General features: G+C 65.9%; 18 protein-coding genes. 2 read left to right on the forward strand and 16 right to left on the reverse strand.

Going from position 1 to position 14,215, the window contains the following annotated elements; all coding sequences use genetic code 11:
- Window positions 1-1,032 carry a tRNA dihydrouridine synthase DusB gene (gene dusB / locus AC5JDC_RS20295; RefSeq protein ID WP_495844045.1) on the reverse strand — a complete coding sequence of 344 codons (1,032 nt, stop codon included), beginning with the start codon at window positions 1,030-1,032 and terminating at the stop codon, window positions 1-3.
- Window positions 1,033-1,172: 140 nt separating this feature from the next.
- On the opposite strand from dusB, the gene AC5JDC_RS20300 reads away from it, so the two are divergent.
- On the forward strand, window positions 1,173-2,393 hold the full coding sequence (locus AC5JDC_RS20300) for a bifunctional 2-C-methyl-D-erythritol 4-phosphate cytidylyltransferase/2-C-methyl-D-erythritol 2,4-cyclodiphosphate synthase (protein WP_495844047.1): 1,221 nt from the start codon (window positions 1,173-1,175) through the stop codon (window positions 2,391-2,393).
- A complete protein-coding gene (locus tag AC5JDC_RS20305) occupies window positions 2,390-2,899 on the forward strand; it encodes a CinA family protein (RefSeq protein ID WP_495844049.1) in 510 nt (169 codons plus the stop codon). The genes AC5JDC_RS20300 and AC5JDC_RS20305 overlap by 4 nt, the downstream gene beginning before the upstream one ends.
- A 36-nt stretch (window positions 2,900-2,935) precedes the next feature.
- On the opposite strand, the gene AC5JDC_RS20310 is transcribed toward AC5JDC_RS20305, so the two are convergent.
- The 15 genes from AC5JDC_RS20310 to AC5JDC_RS20380 form a co-directional block, all read right to left on the reverse strand.
- Window positions 2,936-3,244, reverse strand: a complete 309-nt coding sequence (locus AC5JDC_RS20310; protein WP_495844051.1) for a HigA family addiction module antitoxin — start codon at window positions 3,242-3,244, stop codon at window positions 2,936-2,938.
- Between the two features lie 7 nt (window positions 3,245-3,251).
- Window positions 3,252-3,548 carry a type II toxin-antitoxin system RelE/ParE family toxin gene (locus AC5JDC_RS20315; RefSeq protein ID WP_495844053.1) on the reverse strand — a complete coding sequence of 99 codons (297 nt, stop codon included), beginning with the start codon at window positions 3,546-3,548 and terminating at the stop codon, window positions 3,252-3,254.
- Between the two features lie 60 nt (window positions 3,549-3,608).
- Window positions 3,609-4,067, reverse strand: a complete 459-nt coding sequence (locus AC5JDC_RS20320; RefSeq protein WP_495844056.1) for a type II toxin-antitoxin system RatA family toxin — start codon at window positions 4,065-4,067, stop codon at window positions 3,609-3,611.
- 7 nt (window positions 4,068-4,074) lie between these two features.
- Complete coding sequence (gene lipA, locus AC5JDC_RS20325; protein WP_495844058.1) at window positions 4,075-5,040, reverse strand: lipoyl synthase; 966 nt, start codon at window positions 5,038-5,040, stop codon at window positions 4,075-4,077.
- A 9-nt stretch (window positions 5,041-5,049) separates the two neighbouring features.
- Window positions 5,050-5,334, reverse strand: coding sequence for a GlsB/YeaQ/YmgE family stress response membrane protein (locus AC5JDC_RS20330; RefSeq protein ID WP_106771114.1), 285 nt, complete (start codon window positions 5,332-5,334; stop codon window positions 5,050-5,052).
- Window positions 5,335-5,401: 67 nt separating this feature from the next.
- A complete protein-coding gene (gene lpdA / locus AC5JDC_RS20335; RefSeq protein WP_495844060.1) occupies window positions 5,402-6,865 on the reverse strand; it encodes a dihydrolipoyl dehydrogenase in 1,464 nt (487 codons plus the stop codon).
- A 67-nt stretch (window positions 6,866-6,932) separates the two neighbouring features.
- Window positions 6,933-7,571, reverse strand: coding sequence for an SGNH/GDSL hydrolase family protein (locus tag AC5JDC_RS20340; protein ID WP_495844063.1), 639 nt, complete (start codon window positions 7,569-7,571; stop codon window positions 6,933-6,935).
- Window positions 7,568-7,996 carry a hypothetical protein gene (locus AC5JDC_RS20345; RefSeq protein WP_106771117.1) on the reverse strand — a complete coding sequence of 143 codons (429 nt, stop codon included), beginning with the start codon at window positions 7,994-7,996 and terminating at the stop codon, window positions 7,568-7,570. The genes AC5JDC_RS20340 and AC5JDC_RS20345 overlap by 4 nt, the downstream gene beginning before the upstream one ends.
- Before the next feature lie 12 nt (window positions 7,997-8,008).
- Window positions 8,009-8,551 (reverse strand): HdeD family acid-resistance protein, encoded by a 543-nt coding sequence (locus tag AC5JDC_RS20350; RefSeq protein ID WP_106771118.1) that lies wholly within the window; start codon window positions 8,549-8,551, stop codon window positions 8,009-8,011.
- 149 nt (window positions 8,552-8,700) lie between these two features.
- Window positions 8,701-10,116 (reverse strand): pyruvate dehydrogenase complex dihydrolipoamide acetyltransferase, encoded by a 1,416-nt coding sequence (locus AC5JDC_RS20355; RefSeq protein WP_495844066.1) that lies wholly within the window; start codon window positions 10,114-10,116, stop codon window positions 8,701-8,703.
- Between the two features lie 2 nt (window positions 10,117-10,118).
- Window positions 10,119-10,736 carry a Uma2 family endonuclease gene (locus AC5JDC_RS20360; protein WP_495844068.1) on the reverse strand — a complete coding sequence of 206 codons (618 nt, stop codon included), beginning with the start codon at window positions 10,734-10,736 and terminating at the stop codon, window positions 10,119-10,121.
- Window positions 10,733-11,125, reverse strand: a complete 393-nt coding sequence (locus AC5JDC_RS20365; RefSeq protein WP_495844070.1) for a hypothetical protein — start codon at window positions 11,123-11,125, stop codon at window positions 10,733-10,735. The genes AC5JDC_RS20360 and AC5JDC_RS20365 overlap by 4 nt, the downstream gene beginning before the upstream one ends.
- Before the next feature lie 5 nt (window positions 11,126-11,130).
- A complete protein-coding gene (locus AC5JDC_RS20370; RefSeq protein WP_495844072.1) occupies window positions 11,131-12,567 on the reverse strand; it encodes a pyruvate dehydrogenase complex E1 component subunit beta in 1,437 nt (478 codons plus the stop codon).
- Window positions 12,568-12,579: 12 nt separating this feature from the next.
- Window positions 12,580-13,623 carry a pyruvate dehydrogenase (acetyl-transferring) E1 component subunit alpha gene (pdhA, locus tag AC5JDC_RS20375; protein ID WP_495844074.1) on the reverse strand — a complete coding sequence of 348 codons (1,044 nt, stop codon included), beginning with the start codon at window positions 13,621-13,623 and terminating at the stop codon, window positions 12,580-12,582.
- A gap of 194 nt (window positions 13,624-13,817) precedes the next feature.
- Window positions 13,818-14,141 (reverse strand): FtsB family cell division protein, encoded by a 324-nt coding sequence (locus AC5JDC_RS20380; RefSeq protein ID WP_106771124.1) that lies wholly within the window; start codon window positions 14,139-14,141, stop codon window positions 13,818-13,820.
- Between the last annotated feature and the right edge of the window lie 74 nt (window positions 14,142-14,215).

The following is a 14,215-nucleotide window of genomic DNA, read 5'->3' on the forward strand; positions in this document are numbered from 1 at the left end:
TCATGCTGCGCTCCGCATCTGGTGGGATTCCTCGCTGGCGACCAGGAACGCCCGGCGCAGGCCGGCGACGACTGCGGCCGGGTCGAGCGAACGCAGGATCTCCGAGCGCGATGCCGGATCGGTGCGCGGGGCATGGCGGTCGAGATACCAGCCGAGATGCTTTCGCGCCTGACGCAGGCCGCTTTCCGTGCCGTAGAGCGCCAGCATGTCCTCGTAGTGAGCGACGACGTAGTCGGCCAGCGCCTCGCCGGGGGTCGGCTCTCCCTCGCCGTCCACGCCGGCGGCAGCATGGGCGATCCGGCCGGCCGTCCACGGTGCGCCGTAGCTGGCGCGGCCGACCATGACGGCGTCGGCGCCGGACTGCCGCAGCACGGCCTCGGCGTCCGCGAGGTCGCTCACGTCGCCATTGGCGACGACCGGAATGGAAACCGCCTCCTTGACCCGGCGGATCGCCCGCCAGTCGGCCCTGCCCTCGTAGAACTGGCAGCGGGTGCGGCCGTGCACGGTCACCATGCGCACGCCGGCGTCTTCGGCGCGGCGCGCCAGCGCCGGCGCGTTGAGCGCGTTCTCGTCCCATCCCAGCCGCATCTTCACCGTCACCGGCAGGTCCACGGCGCCGACCACGGCGTCGATCAGCGACACGGCATGGTCGAGGTCGCGCATCAGCGCCGAGCCGGCATAGCCGCCGGTCACCTTCTTGGCCGGACAGCCCATGTTGATGTCGACGATATCGGCGCCCTCGCCCGCGGCGATGCGGGCGGCCTCGGCCATATGCCCGGCCTCGCGTCCCGCAAGCTGGACCACATGGATGTCGAGGCCGGAATGGCGGATGCGCTGCTGCGAGCCGGCGCGGCCTTTCGCCAGTTCGCCGCTCGCCACCATCTCCGAGACGACGAGCCCGGCGCCATGGCGATGGGCGCGCATGCGCATGGTGCGGTCGGTGATGCCCGACATCGGCGCCAGGAAGACGCGGTTGCGGATGGTCTTGCCGCCGACCGTCAATGGCTGGGCCAGCAGCGACGCCTCATACATGCACAAAAACCAAGCATCCGTATACCATGCACAATTGCTAGACAGAATCGGGACGAAGCGCAACTGCCGAGCAGGTGAATTTTAGCGATGGGAACGGAAAACTCTGGCCCTTCCCGGCGGCTCCGATTAAGCGTCCCGGCATGTCCGTCCCAGCTTCCTCTCCCGAAACGCAAGGCGACGTCGCCCTCGTCATCGTGGCGGCGGGTCGCGGCGAGCGCGCCGGACAGGCCGGGGGACCAAAGCAGTATCGCAGCATCGGCGGCAAGCCGATCATTCGACGCACCCTCGACGCGTTTCTGGCCCATCCGGCGATCGGCTGGGTCGTCACGGTCATCCATCCCGACGATCACGCGCTGTGCGCGGCGGCACTCGGCCCGCTCTGCGACAAGGTGATCGCGGTAGAGGGCGGCGTGACACGCCAGGATTCCGTGCGCCTCGGCCTGCAGGCGCTGCGCGAAGCGGCGCCCGCCAAGGTGCTGATCCACGACGCGGTGCGGCCGTTCGTCGACGCGGCGCTGATCGACCGCACGATTGCGGCGATCGGCGAGCGCCAGGCGGCGCTGCCCGTCCTGGCCGTCGCCGACACGCTGAAGCGCGGCGACGGCGGCCTCGTCGCCGCGACGGTGCCGCGCCAGGGGCTGTTCACCGCGCAGACGCCGCAGGGTTTTCCCTTCTGGCCCATTCATGCCGCGCATGTGAAGGCGCACCGGGCGGGAAGGAGCGACTTCACCGACGACGCGGCGATCGCCGAGTGGACCGGCATGCCGGTCAAGCTCGTGGAAGGCTCTTCCGCCAACATCAAGCTGACATGGGCCGGAGACATCGACATGGCCGACCGCCGCCTCTCGGGCGACTCGATGCATTTTCCGGACGTGCGCACCGGCAACGGCTACGATGTCCATTCCTTCGAGGACGGCGATCACGTCTGGCTCTGCGGGGTGCAGGTGGCGCATACAAAAAAACTGTCCGGCCATTCCGACGCCGATGTCGGCCTGCACGCGCTTACCGACGCGCTGCTGGCCACCTGCGGGGCCGGCGACATCGGCACGCATTTCCCGCCCTCCGACCCGCAATGGAAGGGCGCGCCGTCGAAACTGTTCGTCGAGCACGCCGCCTCGCTGGTGCGCGCCCAGGGCGGGCGGATCGCCAACGCCGACGTGACGCTGATCTGCGAGGCGCCGAAGGTCGGGCCGCACCGCGAGGCCATGGTCTCGGCCATGGCGGCGATGCTGAAGATCGGCGCGGGACGCATCTCGGTGAAGGCGACGACCAACGAGAAGCTCGGCTTCATCGGCCGCGGCGAAGGCATCGCCGCCATCGCCACCGCGACCGTCATCTTTCCGGGAGGGCTGGAGCCGTGACCGACATCGGCGGCCTGGCGGATCGTTTCCTCGACGCCTGCCGGCGCCGGAAAATGATGGCGGCAACCGCCGAATCCTGCACCGGCGGCATGATCGTCGCTGCGCTGACCGACATCGCCGGCTCGTCCGCCGTCGTCGATCGCGGCTTCGTGACTTATTCCAACGAAGCCAAGATCGACATGCTCGGGGTGTCGGCGGCGACACTCGAGGCGCATGGCGCGGTGTCGCGCGAGACGGCGCTGGAAATGGCTTCTGCGGCGCTTGCCCGCTCGCGGGCGGGCATCGCGCTCGCCGTCACCGGCATCGCCGGCCCGGACGGCGGCTCGCCGGAGAAGCCGGTCGGGCTGGTGTGGTTCGGACTGGCGCTCGCCGGCCGCGCCCCCTTCGCGGAGAAGCGCATCTTCGACAACGATGGCCGCGACTTCATTCGCCGCGAGACCGTCCGCACCGCGCTGGAACTGGGGCTGGCGGCGCTGGAGCCGACGGAACCCAACGCAAAGCCCTGACCGGTGTGTCTCGACCGCGGCTGAGCACCCTGCTCGTCAGGCAGCCTTCGAAACCGGTCGCGCCCGCTCGATTCTTTCACGCCGCTCGGGCGAGTGGAGGGCGTCCCAGAGATCGTTGCGGCGCTGGACGTTGAGCCAGAAATCGGGACTGCTGCCGAACACCCGCGCCAACATGAGCGCCGTGTCCGCCGTGACGGCTCGCCGGTTGGTGCACAACTCGTTCACATGCTTGCGCGGCACCCCCATCGCCTCGGCCAGTTCACCCTGAGTGAGGCCGAGCGGGTTGAGGAACTCCTCCTTGAGCATCTCGCCAACGCTGACGGGCTTGCGTTCAGTCATCATCATATCTGCCTCACCGATAGGAATGATTGTCGAGATAGACGTTTCTCGCCTCACCCCGGGCACCGTCCCATTCGAAGATCAGGCGCCACTGCTGATTGACCCGGATCGAATGCCGGCCCGTCAGGTTCCCGGCGAGCTTCTCGAAATGATTGCTGGGCGGCGCTCGCAGGTCAGCATCCGTGATTGCATCGTCGATCAGTTGCAGTTTTCGAAAGAGACGCCCGCTGAGGTTCGCAGGAATCCCTTTGGCGCGGGCGTCGTTGACATAGAACTCCCGCAGCCAATGGTCCCGAAAGCTCTCGATCATGCGCCAGTGTACCGCACGACGGGTCAGAGGGCAATCGATAATGCCCAGTCAAGGTCGCGCCTACGTCACCGCAGCGCCATAAATCGCATCCGCCCGCTTCTCGAAGGCTTCGGAAAACATGCGGAAGGCGCGGTCGAACATCGAGCCCATCAGCATGCCGAGCAGCCGGCTCCTGAACTCGTACTCGATCGAGAAATGGATGTTCGCGGCCGCCGGCTCAGCCTGTTCGAACCACCAGACATTGCTCAGGTATTTGAACGGCCCGTCGATATAGCGCACCTCGATGCGGTTCTCCTCGGGCTTCAAATGCACCTGGCTGGTGAACGTCTCGCGGATCGCCTTGTAGCCGACCGTCATGTCGGCGACCAGCACGGACTGGCCGTCGCGCTCCTTGCGCGAGCGCACGGTCAGCGCCTCGCACAGCGGCAGGAACTCCGGATAGCGCTCGACGTCGGCGACCAGCGCGAACATGTGCTCCGGCGTGTGCCGGACATGGCGGACGGTTTCGAAACTGGGCATCGGCGCCTCAGCCGGCCGTTCTCAACATCTCCTCGCGGGCGGCGCGCAGCCGCGCGAAGTCGTCGCCGGCGTGGTGCGAGGAGCGCGTCAGCGGGCTGGACGCCATCACCAGGAACCCCTTCGACAGGCCAATCGTCTCGTAGGACTTGAACTCGTCCGGCGTGACGAATGTCTTCACCGGGTGATGCTTCTTCGACGGCTGCAGGTACTGGCCGATGGTCATGAAGTCGACATCGGCCGAGCGCAGGTCGTCCATCAGCTGCAGCACCTCGTTGCGCTGCTCGCCGAGGCCGACCATGATCCCCGACTTGGTGAAGATCGACGGATCAAGCTCCTTCACCCGCTGCAAGAGCCGGATCGAATGGAAGTAGCGGGCGCCCGGACGCACGGTCAGGTAGTGCGAGGGCACGGTCTCCAGATTGTGGTTGAAGACGTCGGGCCTTGCCGCCACCACGATCTCCAGCGCGCCGTCCTTGCGCAGGAAGTCGGGCGTCAGGATCTCGATCGTCGTCTCCGGGTTGAGCGCTCGGATGTTGCGGATCACCGCCGCGAAATGGCGGGCGCCGCCGTCGTCGAGATCGTCGCGGTCGACCGAGGTGATGACCACATGCGACAGTCCCATCTTGCGCACCGCGCGGGCGACGCTGCCGGGCTCCGTCGGGTCGAGCGGCCCGGGCTTGCCGGTGGCGACGTTGCAGAAGGCGCAGGCGCGCGTGCAGATCTCGCCCATGATCATGAAGGTGGCGTGCTTCTTGTCCCAGCATTCGCCGATATTGGGGCAGCCGGCCTCCTCGCAGACGGTGACCAGCTTGTGCGAGCGCACGATCTCGCGCGTCTCGGCATAACCCGGCGACGTCGGTGCCTTGACCCGGATCCAGTCCGGCTTGCGCAGCACCTCCTGGTCCGGGCGGTGCGCCTTCTCGGGATGGCGCGGCCGCGGCGGCGTAGCGATTCGGTCGAGGACTGTGACCATTCCTGCTTCCTATCTGGAACCGGCGGCCTGCGAGCGGCCGAAAATCCAAAGAATGAGGATCGCGCCTGCGATGGCGACGACCAGATTGCCGAGGAAACCGTAATAGTTGAAGCCGATCAACCCTGCCAGAGTACCGCCGACGAACGACCCGGCGATGCCGACCAGGATGTTGGTCAGGAACCCGTGGTCGCGGTTCATCGTCTTCTCGGCGACGTAGCCGGCAAGGAAGCCGATGACCAGCATGCCGAAAAAGCCGGTGCCCGGCATGCTGAGGATTCCGTAGCTCTGGTCCATTCTCGCCTCCATTCACGCCAATATAGGCAGGCAGGCACGCGACCGACAGGCCGCCGACGCAAACCCGCTATGCGTTCAGCACGCGCCCGTACGCGTCGAGCACGGCCTCCTTCATCGCCTCCGAGAGGGTCGGATGCGGGAAGATGGTGTGCATCAGCTCTTCCTCGGTGGTCTCCAGATTCATGGCGACGACAAAACCCTGGATCAGCTCGGTGACTTCCGCGCCGACCATATGGGCGCCGAGAAGCTGGCCGGTCTTCTTGTCGAACACGGTCTTGACCATGCCCTGGTCCTCGCCGAGCGCCACCGCCTTGCCGTTGGCGACGAAGTTGAAGCGCCCCACCCGCACGTCGTGGCCGGCCTCCTTGGCCTTGGCTTCGGTGAGGCCGACCGAGGCGACCTGCGGATTGCAGTAGGTGCAGCCGGGAATCTTCAACTTGTCCATCGGATGCACATTGGGCAGGCCGGCGATCTTCTCCACGCACACCACCGCCTCATGCTCGGCCTTGTGGGCAAGCATGGGCGGGCCGGCGACGTCGCCGATGGCGTAGATGCCGGCCACGTTGGTGCGGCCGTAGCCGTCGATGGCGACGACGCCGCGCTCGGTCTTCACGCCGAGCGCCTCCAGGCCGAGATTCTCGACATTGGCCTGCACGCCGACGGCCGAGATCAGCCGCTCGGCGGTGATCTTCTGCACCTTGCCGTCCTTGGTCTCGACATGGGCGGTGACGGAGTCCGCGCCTTTCTCGACCTTGGTCACCTTGGCGTCGAGCAGGATCTTCATGCCCTGCTTCTCGAACTGTTTTTTGGCGAAGGCGGAGATTTCGGCGTCCTCGACCGGCATGACCTGCGGCAGGAGCTCGACCACGGTGACGTCGACGCCCATGGTGCGGTAGAAGCTGGCGAACTCGATGCCGATGGCGCCGGAGCCCATGACCAGCAGCGACTTCGGCATCTTCGGCGGCACCATCGCCTCGAAATAGGTCCAGATCAGTTTTCCGTCCGGCTCGATGCCGGGCAGAGCGCGCGGCCTCGCGCCGGTGGCGATGATGATGTGTTTTGCCTGGTACGTGCCCTCGCCCAGCGCGTTCTTCGGCACCGGTCCCTGCGGTTCCATCGGCTTCTTTGTGGTTTTTGCCACCACGATCTCGCCCGGCTTGTCGCCGCTCGCGGCCTTGGTGATCTTGGCCTCGCCCCAGATCACGTCGACCTTGTTCTTCTTCATCAGGAAGCCAACGCCGTTGTTCATCCGCTGCGCGATGCCGCGCGACCGGCCGACGATAGCCTTGAGGTCCGGCGTGACGCTGCCCTCCAGCTTCAGCCCGTAGCTCTTGGCGTGCTCGGCATAATGAAAGATCTCGGCAGAGCGCAGCAGCGCCTTGGTCGGGATGCAGCCCCAGTTGGAGCAGATGCCGGCCAGGTGCTCGCGCTCGACGATCGCCGTCTTCAGCCCGAGCTGGGCGGCGCGGATCGCCGCGATGTAGCCGCCGGGGCCGGCGCCGATGACGATGACATCGTAGGATTGAGCCACAAGCTACTCCTTGGTCCTGCAGGCGGCAGCATCCGAGCTGCCGTCCCTCTAAGATTGTCCGAATGGGTCAGAGTTCCAGCACCGTGCGTACGACGGGCGCCAGCGCCCGGCCGATCGCCCGCGTGTTTTCGGCGTCGAGATGCACGCCGTCGAGCGGCGTGGTTTTTGCGATCGAGCCCGCGTCGAAGAAGCCGCAGGCCTTCTCCTCCGCCACTTCGGCATAGAGTTTCGCCAGCTTGCGCGATTCCGCCACGCCGCCGTCGAACATGGCGTCGAAATCGGCGTCCTCGGTCGGCGTCAATGGCGGCGGCGAGACGATGAGCAGCTTCGGCGCCCTGGCATCGTGCGGATAGGCATGGCCGCGCACGATGTCGGCCAGCCGCTGCATGCCCTGCTTGGCGCCGATGGCGCGGCCGCAGATGAAGGGCTTCATGTCGTTGGCGCCAAGCATGATGATGACGAGGTCGAGCGGCGCATGCGTCTGCAGGATGGTCGGCAGCACGCGCGCGCCGTTGCGGTCGCAGTCGGCGAGGTGGTCGTCATGCGCCGTGGTGCGGCCGTTGAGCCCCTCGGCGATCACCAGCGCGCCGGAGCCGAGTTCGGCGGCCAGCACGCTCGGCCAGCGGTTCGCGTAGGCGTGGCGCCCCGGGCCTTCGGCCGAATAGCCCCAGGTGAGCGAATCCCCGTAGCAGAGAATGTTCTTCATGAAACCGTCCCGTTCCGTCCGAATCCTTCACGGCGCATGCCGACGCGCCAGCGCACGAACAGCCAGTCGACCAGGACGATCGCCAGGCCGGGCAGCACCAGGCCGGCGATCATCGGCAGATCGGCCTCGAGCTTTGCCGTATCGCCCGCCACCGCCCAAAGCTCGAAAGCAAGCAGCGCGGCAATCGCCACCACCAGGGCGGCCAGCGACCATTTTCCGGCGCGGTCGATGCTGGCTCTGGTTCTTCCTATGACCTGCGGCAACAGGAAGACCAAAGCGAACACGACCGCCAGCACCGGAACGGAGGCGAACACCAGGATGAATTCCTCCGTCGCCCCTGTTGCCAGCGCCAGCCACTGGGCGACGAAGATGCCGGCCAGCAGCGACAGGAAGAACGCCATGAGCGAGGTCAGGATGGCCCGCACGGCGCCCGCCGGTCACGCGCTGCGCAGGCCGAACGCGACCATCAGCAGGAATACGCCGTTGGACAGCAGCTCGACCGCCAGCAGGATGCCGAGCACGGTCGTCGCCGCCCACGGATAGTCGGCGAAGATGACGATGCCGAGCAGGATCGACAGCAGGCCCGAGATCAGCGCGAACACCCAGCCGGAGACGGGGCGCAGCGAGAAAGCGTACATGACCTTGACCACGCCCAGCACCACGAACAGCACCGCGACCAGCATGGTGAGCGACACCGCCCCGGCCAGCGGATTGGCAAGCAGCGACACGCCGACCGCCGCCGTCAGCACGCCGAGCAGCAGCGACCACAGGAAACCCGGCCAGTCCTTCACGCTGAAGGCCTGGATGATCTGCAGGATACCGAACAGAAGGAACGTCCAGCCCGCCAGCAGAACGGCCGCGAAGGTCGCGGCGAAGGGGTTGGCGAGCGCCAGCACGCCGCCGATCAGCGATATGACACCCAGGATGGCGAGCCAAATCCAGGAAGATTTCAGCCGTTGAACCTGTTCACCGGTAGCCATTACTCCCTCCTCAGTTGCCGGAGTGTAGATGTCCGTCCTGGACATCCCTGGCTCCGCAGCCGCGGACAGTTTACCTGCTTTCGGCGGAAGGGTCGCGACGGTTCAGAGGTCGCGCGGGCCGAAAAAAATAAACTGTCCCCTGCATCTCCTCAAACCAGCATGCCGATCGGATTCTCGATGTAGCGTTTGAAGGCGCCGAGCAGTTCGGCGCCGAGCGCGCCGTCGACCGCCCGATGGTCGGTGGACAGCGTCACCGACATGACGGTCGCCACCTTGACCTCGCCGTTCTTCACTACCGCCCGCTGCTCGCCGGCGCCGACCGCCAGGATGGTGGCGTGCGGCGGGTTGATGACGGCCGAAAAATCCTTGATGCCGAACATGCCGAGATTGGACACGGCGGTCGTGCCGCCCTGGTATTCCTCCGGCTTCAGCTTGCGGTTCCTGGCGCGGCCGGCCAGATCCTTCATCTCGTTGGCGATGACCGACAGCGTCTTCTGGTCGGCCTTGCGGATGATCGGCGTGATCAGCCCGCCGGGGATCGACACCGCCACGCCGACGTCGGCATGGCTGTGCTTGACCATGGCGCCTTCGGTCCAGGAGACGTTGGCGTCCGGCACCTCGATCAGCGCCAGCGCCAGCGCCTTGATCACCATGTCGTTGACCGACAGCTTGTAGGCGGGCACCTCGCCCTTGTCGGTCTTCTTCACCGGTGCGGCCGCGTTCAGCTCGCCGCGCAGCTTGAGCAGCGCATCGAGTTCGCAGTCCAGCGTCAGGTAGAAATGCGGGATGGTGCTTTTCGCCTCGACCAGCCGGCGCGCGATGGTCTTGCGCATGTTGTCGTGCGGGATGAGTTCGTAGGAGCTTTCCTCGAACAGCTTCAGCACCGCCTCGTCCGACATCGGTTTCGGCGCCTGCGCCGGAGCCTGCTTGGGGGCGGCGGTTTCGGCAGCCTTGCCGGCAGGCGCCTTCGCGCCGCCGGCGACCGCCGCGTCCACATCCGCCTTGACCACACGGCCGTGCGGGCCGGAGCCGGAAACGTCCGAAAGGTCGATGCCGGCTTCCTTGGCGACGCGGCGGGCCAGCGGCGAGGCGAAGATGCGCTCGCCGGCGGCATGGCCGTTCGCAGCAGGCTTACCCTCCCCCGACGTGGGGAGGGTCGGCGGCGCAACCGCCGGGGTGGGGGGCTGAGATGCCTTTTCACCCCCACCCGCGCCTTCGGCGCGACCTCCCCCCTCCGAGGGGGAGGTTGGCGCTTTCTCCTGCTTCGTCTCGGCCTTGGCGGCAGGCGCATCGCCGCCCTTGGCGGCCGCGCTCGCGTCCTCGCCCTCGCCGGCCAGAACGGCGATCAGCGCATTGACCTTGACGCCCTCCGTGCCGGCCGGCACCACGATCTTGGCGACCGTGCCCTCGTCGACCGCCTCGACCTCCATCGTCGCCTTGTCGGTCTCGATCTCGGCGATCACGTCGCCGGGTGCGACCTTGTCGCCCTCCTTGACCAGCCACTTGGAAAGGTTGCCCTCCTCCATAGTGGGCGACAGGGCCGGCATGGTGATGTTGATCGGCATGGTCAGCGGTCTCCGGCGTAGAGGGCTTGCGGGTCTTCATTGAAGCCGAGCGGCTGGTCTAACGGCCATAGGTCGGCGAGAGAAAGGGATATCGCTTCGAAGGGAGGCGCGCTCACGATGTCGCCCGAGGTCCAACTTCCCTCCAGGAGCCACTGTCGCTCCAACAGGGTAAAGACTTCAAGCAGTTGCTGCCTCGGATCGACGATCCACAGATGTCCAATGCCCGCCTCCGCGTAGAGACGTGTCTTCACCGTGCGGTCGCGGCGTTCCGTGGAAGCCGACAGAACCTCGCAGACCCAGTCGGGCGCGATTGTGGAGCGGTTTGTATCCGGATAGCCCGAGAGTCGTTCGCGGCGCCAGCCTGCTATGTCCGGTACGAGAACGTTGGAGCCCAACTTGAGTTCGGGTTCGACAATGAATAGCCAACCGCCCGGGCCACCAAAATCCTTGAATTGGAACGCCGCTCCCAATCGAATGTTCAAGGCCGTCGCCGAACCACCATGTCGGAACGACGGCCTCGGATGCGTCATCAACTCGCCGTCGATGATCTCCGCTACCAGATGCGACGGAACCGCTTCTAGGTCGGCGTAGGTGGCGGGGCGGCCGCTCGTTTTGGTCATCTGGCAATCTCGCGCCTTATATTAAGTCGCTCATACGCATCAAAATACTCGTCGCTAGGTCTGAAAGATAAGAGATTTTCACACGCTTCGAGATCGAAAATCTCCATCATTGCAGAGTTCGGCAAGGAGGCATCCAGCCTGGATCGGAAGCAGAACCCTTTGGATTCGAACTCCTCGTCGTGACGCAAGAGATACTCGTGCTCCTGTTGGGCGACCGCGGTTGCGTGCCGCGCGAAATATGCACGATAAGCTTCGAACCGAGCCGTCGGCTCGAAGTTACAAATCCATGCGGGGAAATTCGCTTCGCGAAAGACCACGGTTCCGAGCGATTCGCCGCCCGCGTCCAACAAGTCCCACGAATGATCTGAGTCCTCCCGCAGATCAGTCACGCTCGCTACCCCCGATACGTCACCGCCTTCACCGCCTCGATCACCTCGCCGACATTCGGCAGCGCCAGCTTCTCGAGGTTTGCCGCATAAGGCATCGGCACGTCCTTGCCGGCAATGGTGATCACCGGCGCGTCGAGGAAGTCGAAGGCGCGCTGCGACACCTGGTTGGCGATGAAATCGCCCACCGACGACTGCGGATATCCCTCCTCGACCACGACCAGCCGGTTGGTCTTCTTCACCGAGGCGATGACCGTGTCGAGGTCCATCGGGCGGATGGTGCGCAAGTCGACGATCTCGACGTCGATGCCGAGCTTGGCCAGTTCCGCCTCGGCCTTCACCGCATAAGTCATGCCGATGCCCCACGAGACCAGCGTCACGTCCTTGCCCGCCTTGTGGATGCGCGCCTTGCCGATCGGCAGCACGAAATCGTCGAGCTTCGGCACGTCGAAGGAATGGCCGTAAAGAATCTCGTTCTCGAGGAAGATGACCGGGTTGGGGTCGCGGATCGCCGCCTTGAGCAAGCCCTTGGCGTCGGCCGCCGTGTAGGGCTGGATCACCTTCAGGCCGGGAATGTGGCTGTACCAGGCGGCATAGTCCTGGCTGTGCTGGGCGGCGACGCGCGCCGCGGCGCCGTTCGGCCCGCGAAAAACGATCGGCGCGCCCATCTGGCCGCCCGACATATAGAGCGTCTTTGCCGCCGAATTGACGATCTGGTCGATCGCCTGCATGGCGAAGTTGAAGGTCATGAACTCGACGATCGGCTTCAGCCCGGCCATCGCGGCACCCACGCCGACGCCGGCAAAGCCGTGCTCGGTGATCGGCGTGTCGACCACGCGGCGCGGGCCGAACTCCTGCAGCAGGCCCTGCGTGATCTTGTAGGCGCCCTGGTACTCGGCGACCTCCTCGCCCATGACGAAGACGTCCTGGTCGCGGCGCATCTCCTCCGCCATGGCGTCGCGCAGCGCCTCGCGCACGGTGGTCGACACCATCTCGGTGCCGGCGGGAATGTCCGGATCGGCCGCGGCTTCCGCCTTCGGCGCGGCCGGAACCTTGGCCGCATCCTTGTTCGCCGTCGGCTCCTCGGCGGACTGACGCGCCTTGCCGCCGGCGTCATCCGCGGCCTGCTTCGGCGTATCGGCATCCGCGGGCTTCGCCTGCGGCGGCGCCGCACCGTTCTTGCCGATGTCGGCGGCGCTCTCGCCGTCCTGCAGCAGCACGGCGATCGGCGTGTTGACCTTCACGCCCTCGCTGCCAGCGGGAATCAGAATCTTTCCGAGCGTGCCCTCATCGACCGCCTCGACCTCCATGGTCGCCTTGTCGGTCTCGATCTCGGCGATCACGTCGCCGGCGGTCACCTTGTCGCCTTCGCTTTTCAGCCATTTGGCGAGATTGCCCTCTTCCATGGTCGGCGAGAGGGCGGGCATCAGAATTTCGATCGGCATGTCCGGCCTCCCTCAGTGTACGATGTCGGTCCAGAGTTCGGACGCATCCGGCTCGGGATCGGTCTGGGCGAAGTCGGCCGAGTCGGCGACGATGTCGCGCACCTCCTTGTCGATCGCCTTCAGCTCGTCCTCGCTCGCCCACTTCTTGTCGATGACGCGCGCCTTGACCTGCTCGATCGGGTCATGCTCGGAGCGCATCTTCTGCACCTCCTCCTTGGTCCGGTATTTCGCCGGGTCCGACATGGAGTGGCCGCGATAGCGGTAGGTCAGCATTTCCAGGATGATCGGCCCCTTGCCGGTGCGGCAGTGCTCGAGCGCCAGCTCGCCGGCCGACTTGACCGCGCGCACGTCCATGCCGTCGACCTGGATGCCGGGAATGCGGAAGGAGGCGCCGCGCTGCGAGAAATCCGTCTCGGCCGACGAGCGCGCCACCGACGTGCCCATGGCGTAGCGGTTGTTCTCGATGACGTAGATGACCGGCAGCTTCCACAGCGAGGCCATGTTGAAGCTCTCGTAGACCTGGCCCTGGTTGGCCGCGCCGTCGCCGAAGAAGGTCAGCGACACCGCGCCGTTGTCGCGGTAGCGGTTGGCGAAGGCAAGCCCGGTGCCGAGCGACACCTGAGCTCCGACGATGCCGTGGCCGCCGTAAAAATTCTTCTCCTTGGAGAACATGTGCATGGAGCCGCCCTTCCCCTTGGAATAGCCGCCCCGCCGCCCCGTCAGCTCGGCCATCACGCCGCGCGGCGACATCTCCATGGCCAGCATGTGGCCGTGGTCGCGATAGGCGGTGATCATCTGGTCGCCGTCGGCCATCGCCATCTTGAGGCCGGTGACCACCGCTTCCTGGCCGATGTAGAGATGGCAGAAGCCGCCGATGAAACCCATGCCGTAGAGCTGGCCGGCCTTCTCCTCGAAGCGCCGGATCAGAAGCATGCCGCGATAGGCGGCGAGTTCCTGCTCCTTGGTGAAGTCCGCCGGCTTCGGCGCCGTCGGGTGTGGCTGGGATTTCCCGTCCGCCCTTGTCTTGGCGGACGATTTCCTGGCGGCTTGGGCCATGCATCGCTCCCTGGGAATCGTCTCTTGCGGACATGCCGGGAGCCCTTGCAGCCCCCTCACTTTGCGATGAGGCTAGCACGCGGCGCAGCCTTCGGCCATGCTGAAAAAATGCATGGCTGGCATGAAAATACGAGGCCGTATTTTGCTTAACCGATTGTATTTTCTATCTGTATAGCAAATTAACTGGATTCGAGTTAATTCGCTTGCGACGGCAGCATGATCGTCACCTCGTCGGCATGCGACAGGTTGAGCGCCCGGCGGGCCTGCTCGTCCAGCATGTCCTTGTCGATGCTGCCGTCGCGCAGCATGCGCACCTTGCCCTCAAGCGCCACGCGCTCCGAGCGCGTCCTGTCGAGCTGCGCCTGCAGCACCGTGGCGCGGGCGCGCAGCTGGTCCTTGGAGTTGATGCCGAACTCGCCGTGATAGACGTGGTAGCCGAAATAGGAGAGCACGACCGCCGCCAGCGCCGGCACGATCAGGCGGCCGGTCTTGCGGGGGCGGTACTGGCGTGTCCACATTGGGCGATTCCTTGGGTCGCTCCATCTCGCCCGATCTTGCTTAACGGCCGGTTACGACGCCGCCTTGCATGCCG

Source organism: Kumtagia sp., from assembly GCF_059502445.1.

Excerpts from the sequence above, each read along its gene's own strand:
- AC5JDC_RS20310 (WP_495844051.1), bottom strand. The coding sequence starts at position 3,244 with ATGATGATGACTGAACGCAAGCCCGTCAGCGTTGGCGAGATGCTCAAG.
- pdhA (WP_495844074.1), bottom strand. The coding sequence starts at position 13,623 with ATGGCCCAAGCCGCCAGGAAATCGTCCGCCAAGACAAGGGCGGACGGG.
- AC5JDC_RS20370 (WP_495844072.1), bottom strand. The coding sequence starts at position 12,567 with ATGCCGATCGAAATTCTGATGCCCGCCCTCTCGCCGACCATGGAAGAG.
- AC5JDC_RS20320 (WP_495844056.1), bottom strand. The coding sequence starts at position 4,067 with ATGCCCAGTTTCGAAACCGTCCGCCATGTCCGGCACACGCCGGAGCAC.
- AC5JDC_RS20350 (WP_106771118.1), bottom strand. The coding sequence starts at position 8,551 with ATGGCTACCGGTGAACAGGTTCAACGGCTGAAATCTTCCTGGATTTGG.
- lipA (WP_495844058.1), bottom strand. The coding sequence starts at position 5,040 with ATGGTCACAGTCCTCGACCGAATCGCTACGCCGCCGCGGCCGCGCCAT.
- dusB (WP_495844045.1), bottom strand. The coding sequence starts at position 1,032 with ATGTATGAGGCGTCGCTGCTGGCCCAGCCATTGACGGTCGGCGGCAAG.
- AC5JDC_RS20315 (WP_495844053.1), bottom strand. The coding sequence starts at position 3,548 with ATGATCGAGAGCTTTCGGGACCATTGGCTGCGGGAGTTCTATGTCAAC.
- AC5JDC_RS20340 (WP_495844063.1), bottom strand. The coding sequence starts at position 7,571 with ATGAAGAACATTCTCTGCTACGGGGATTCGCTCACCTGGGGCTATTCG.
- AC5JDC_RS20300 (WP_495844047.1), top strand. The coding sequence starts at position 1,173 with ATGTCCGTCCCAGCTTCCTCTCCCGAAACGCAAGGCGACGTCGCCCTC.
- AC5JDC_RS20360 (WP_495844068.1), bottom strand. The coding sequence starts at position 10,736 with ATGACCAAAACGAGCGGCCGCCCCGCCACCTACGCCGACCTAGAAGCG.
- AC5JDC_RS20380 (WP_106771124.1), bottom strand. The coding sequence starts at position 14,141 with ATGTGGACACGCCAGTACCGCCCCCGCAAGACCGGCCGCCTGATCGTG.
- AC5JDC_RS20355 (WP_495844066.1), bottom strand. The coding sequence starts at position 10,116 with ATGCCGATCAACATCACCATGCCGGCCCTGTCGCCCACTATGGAGGAG.
- AC5JDC_RS20330 (WP_106771114.1), bottom strand. The coding sequence starts at position 5,334 with ATGGACCAGAGCTACGGAATCCTCAGCATGCCGGGCACCGGCTTTTTC.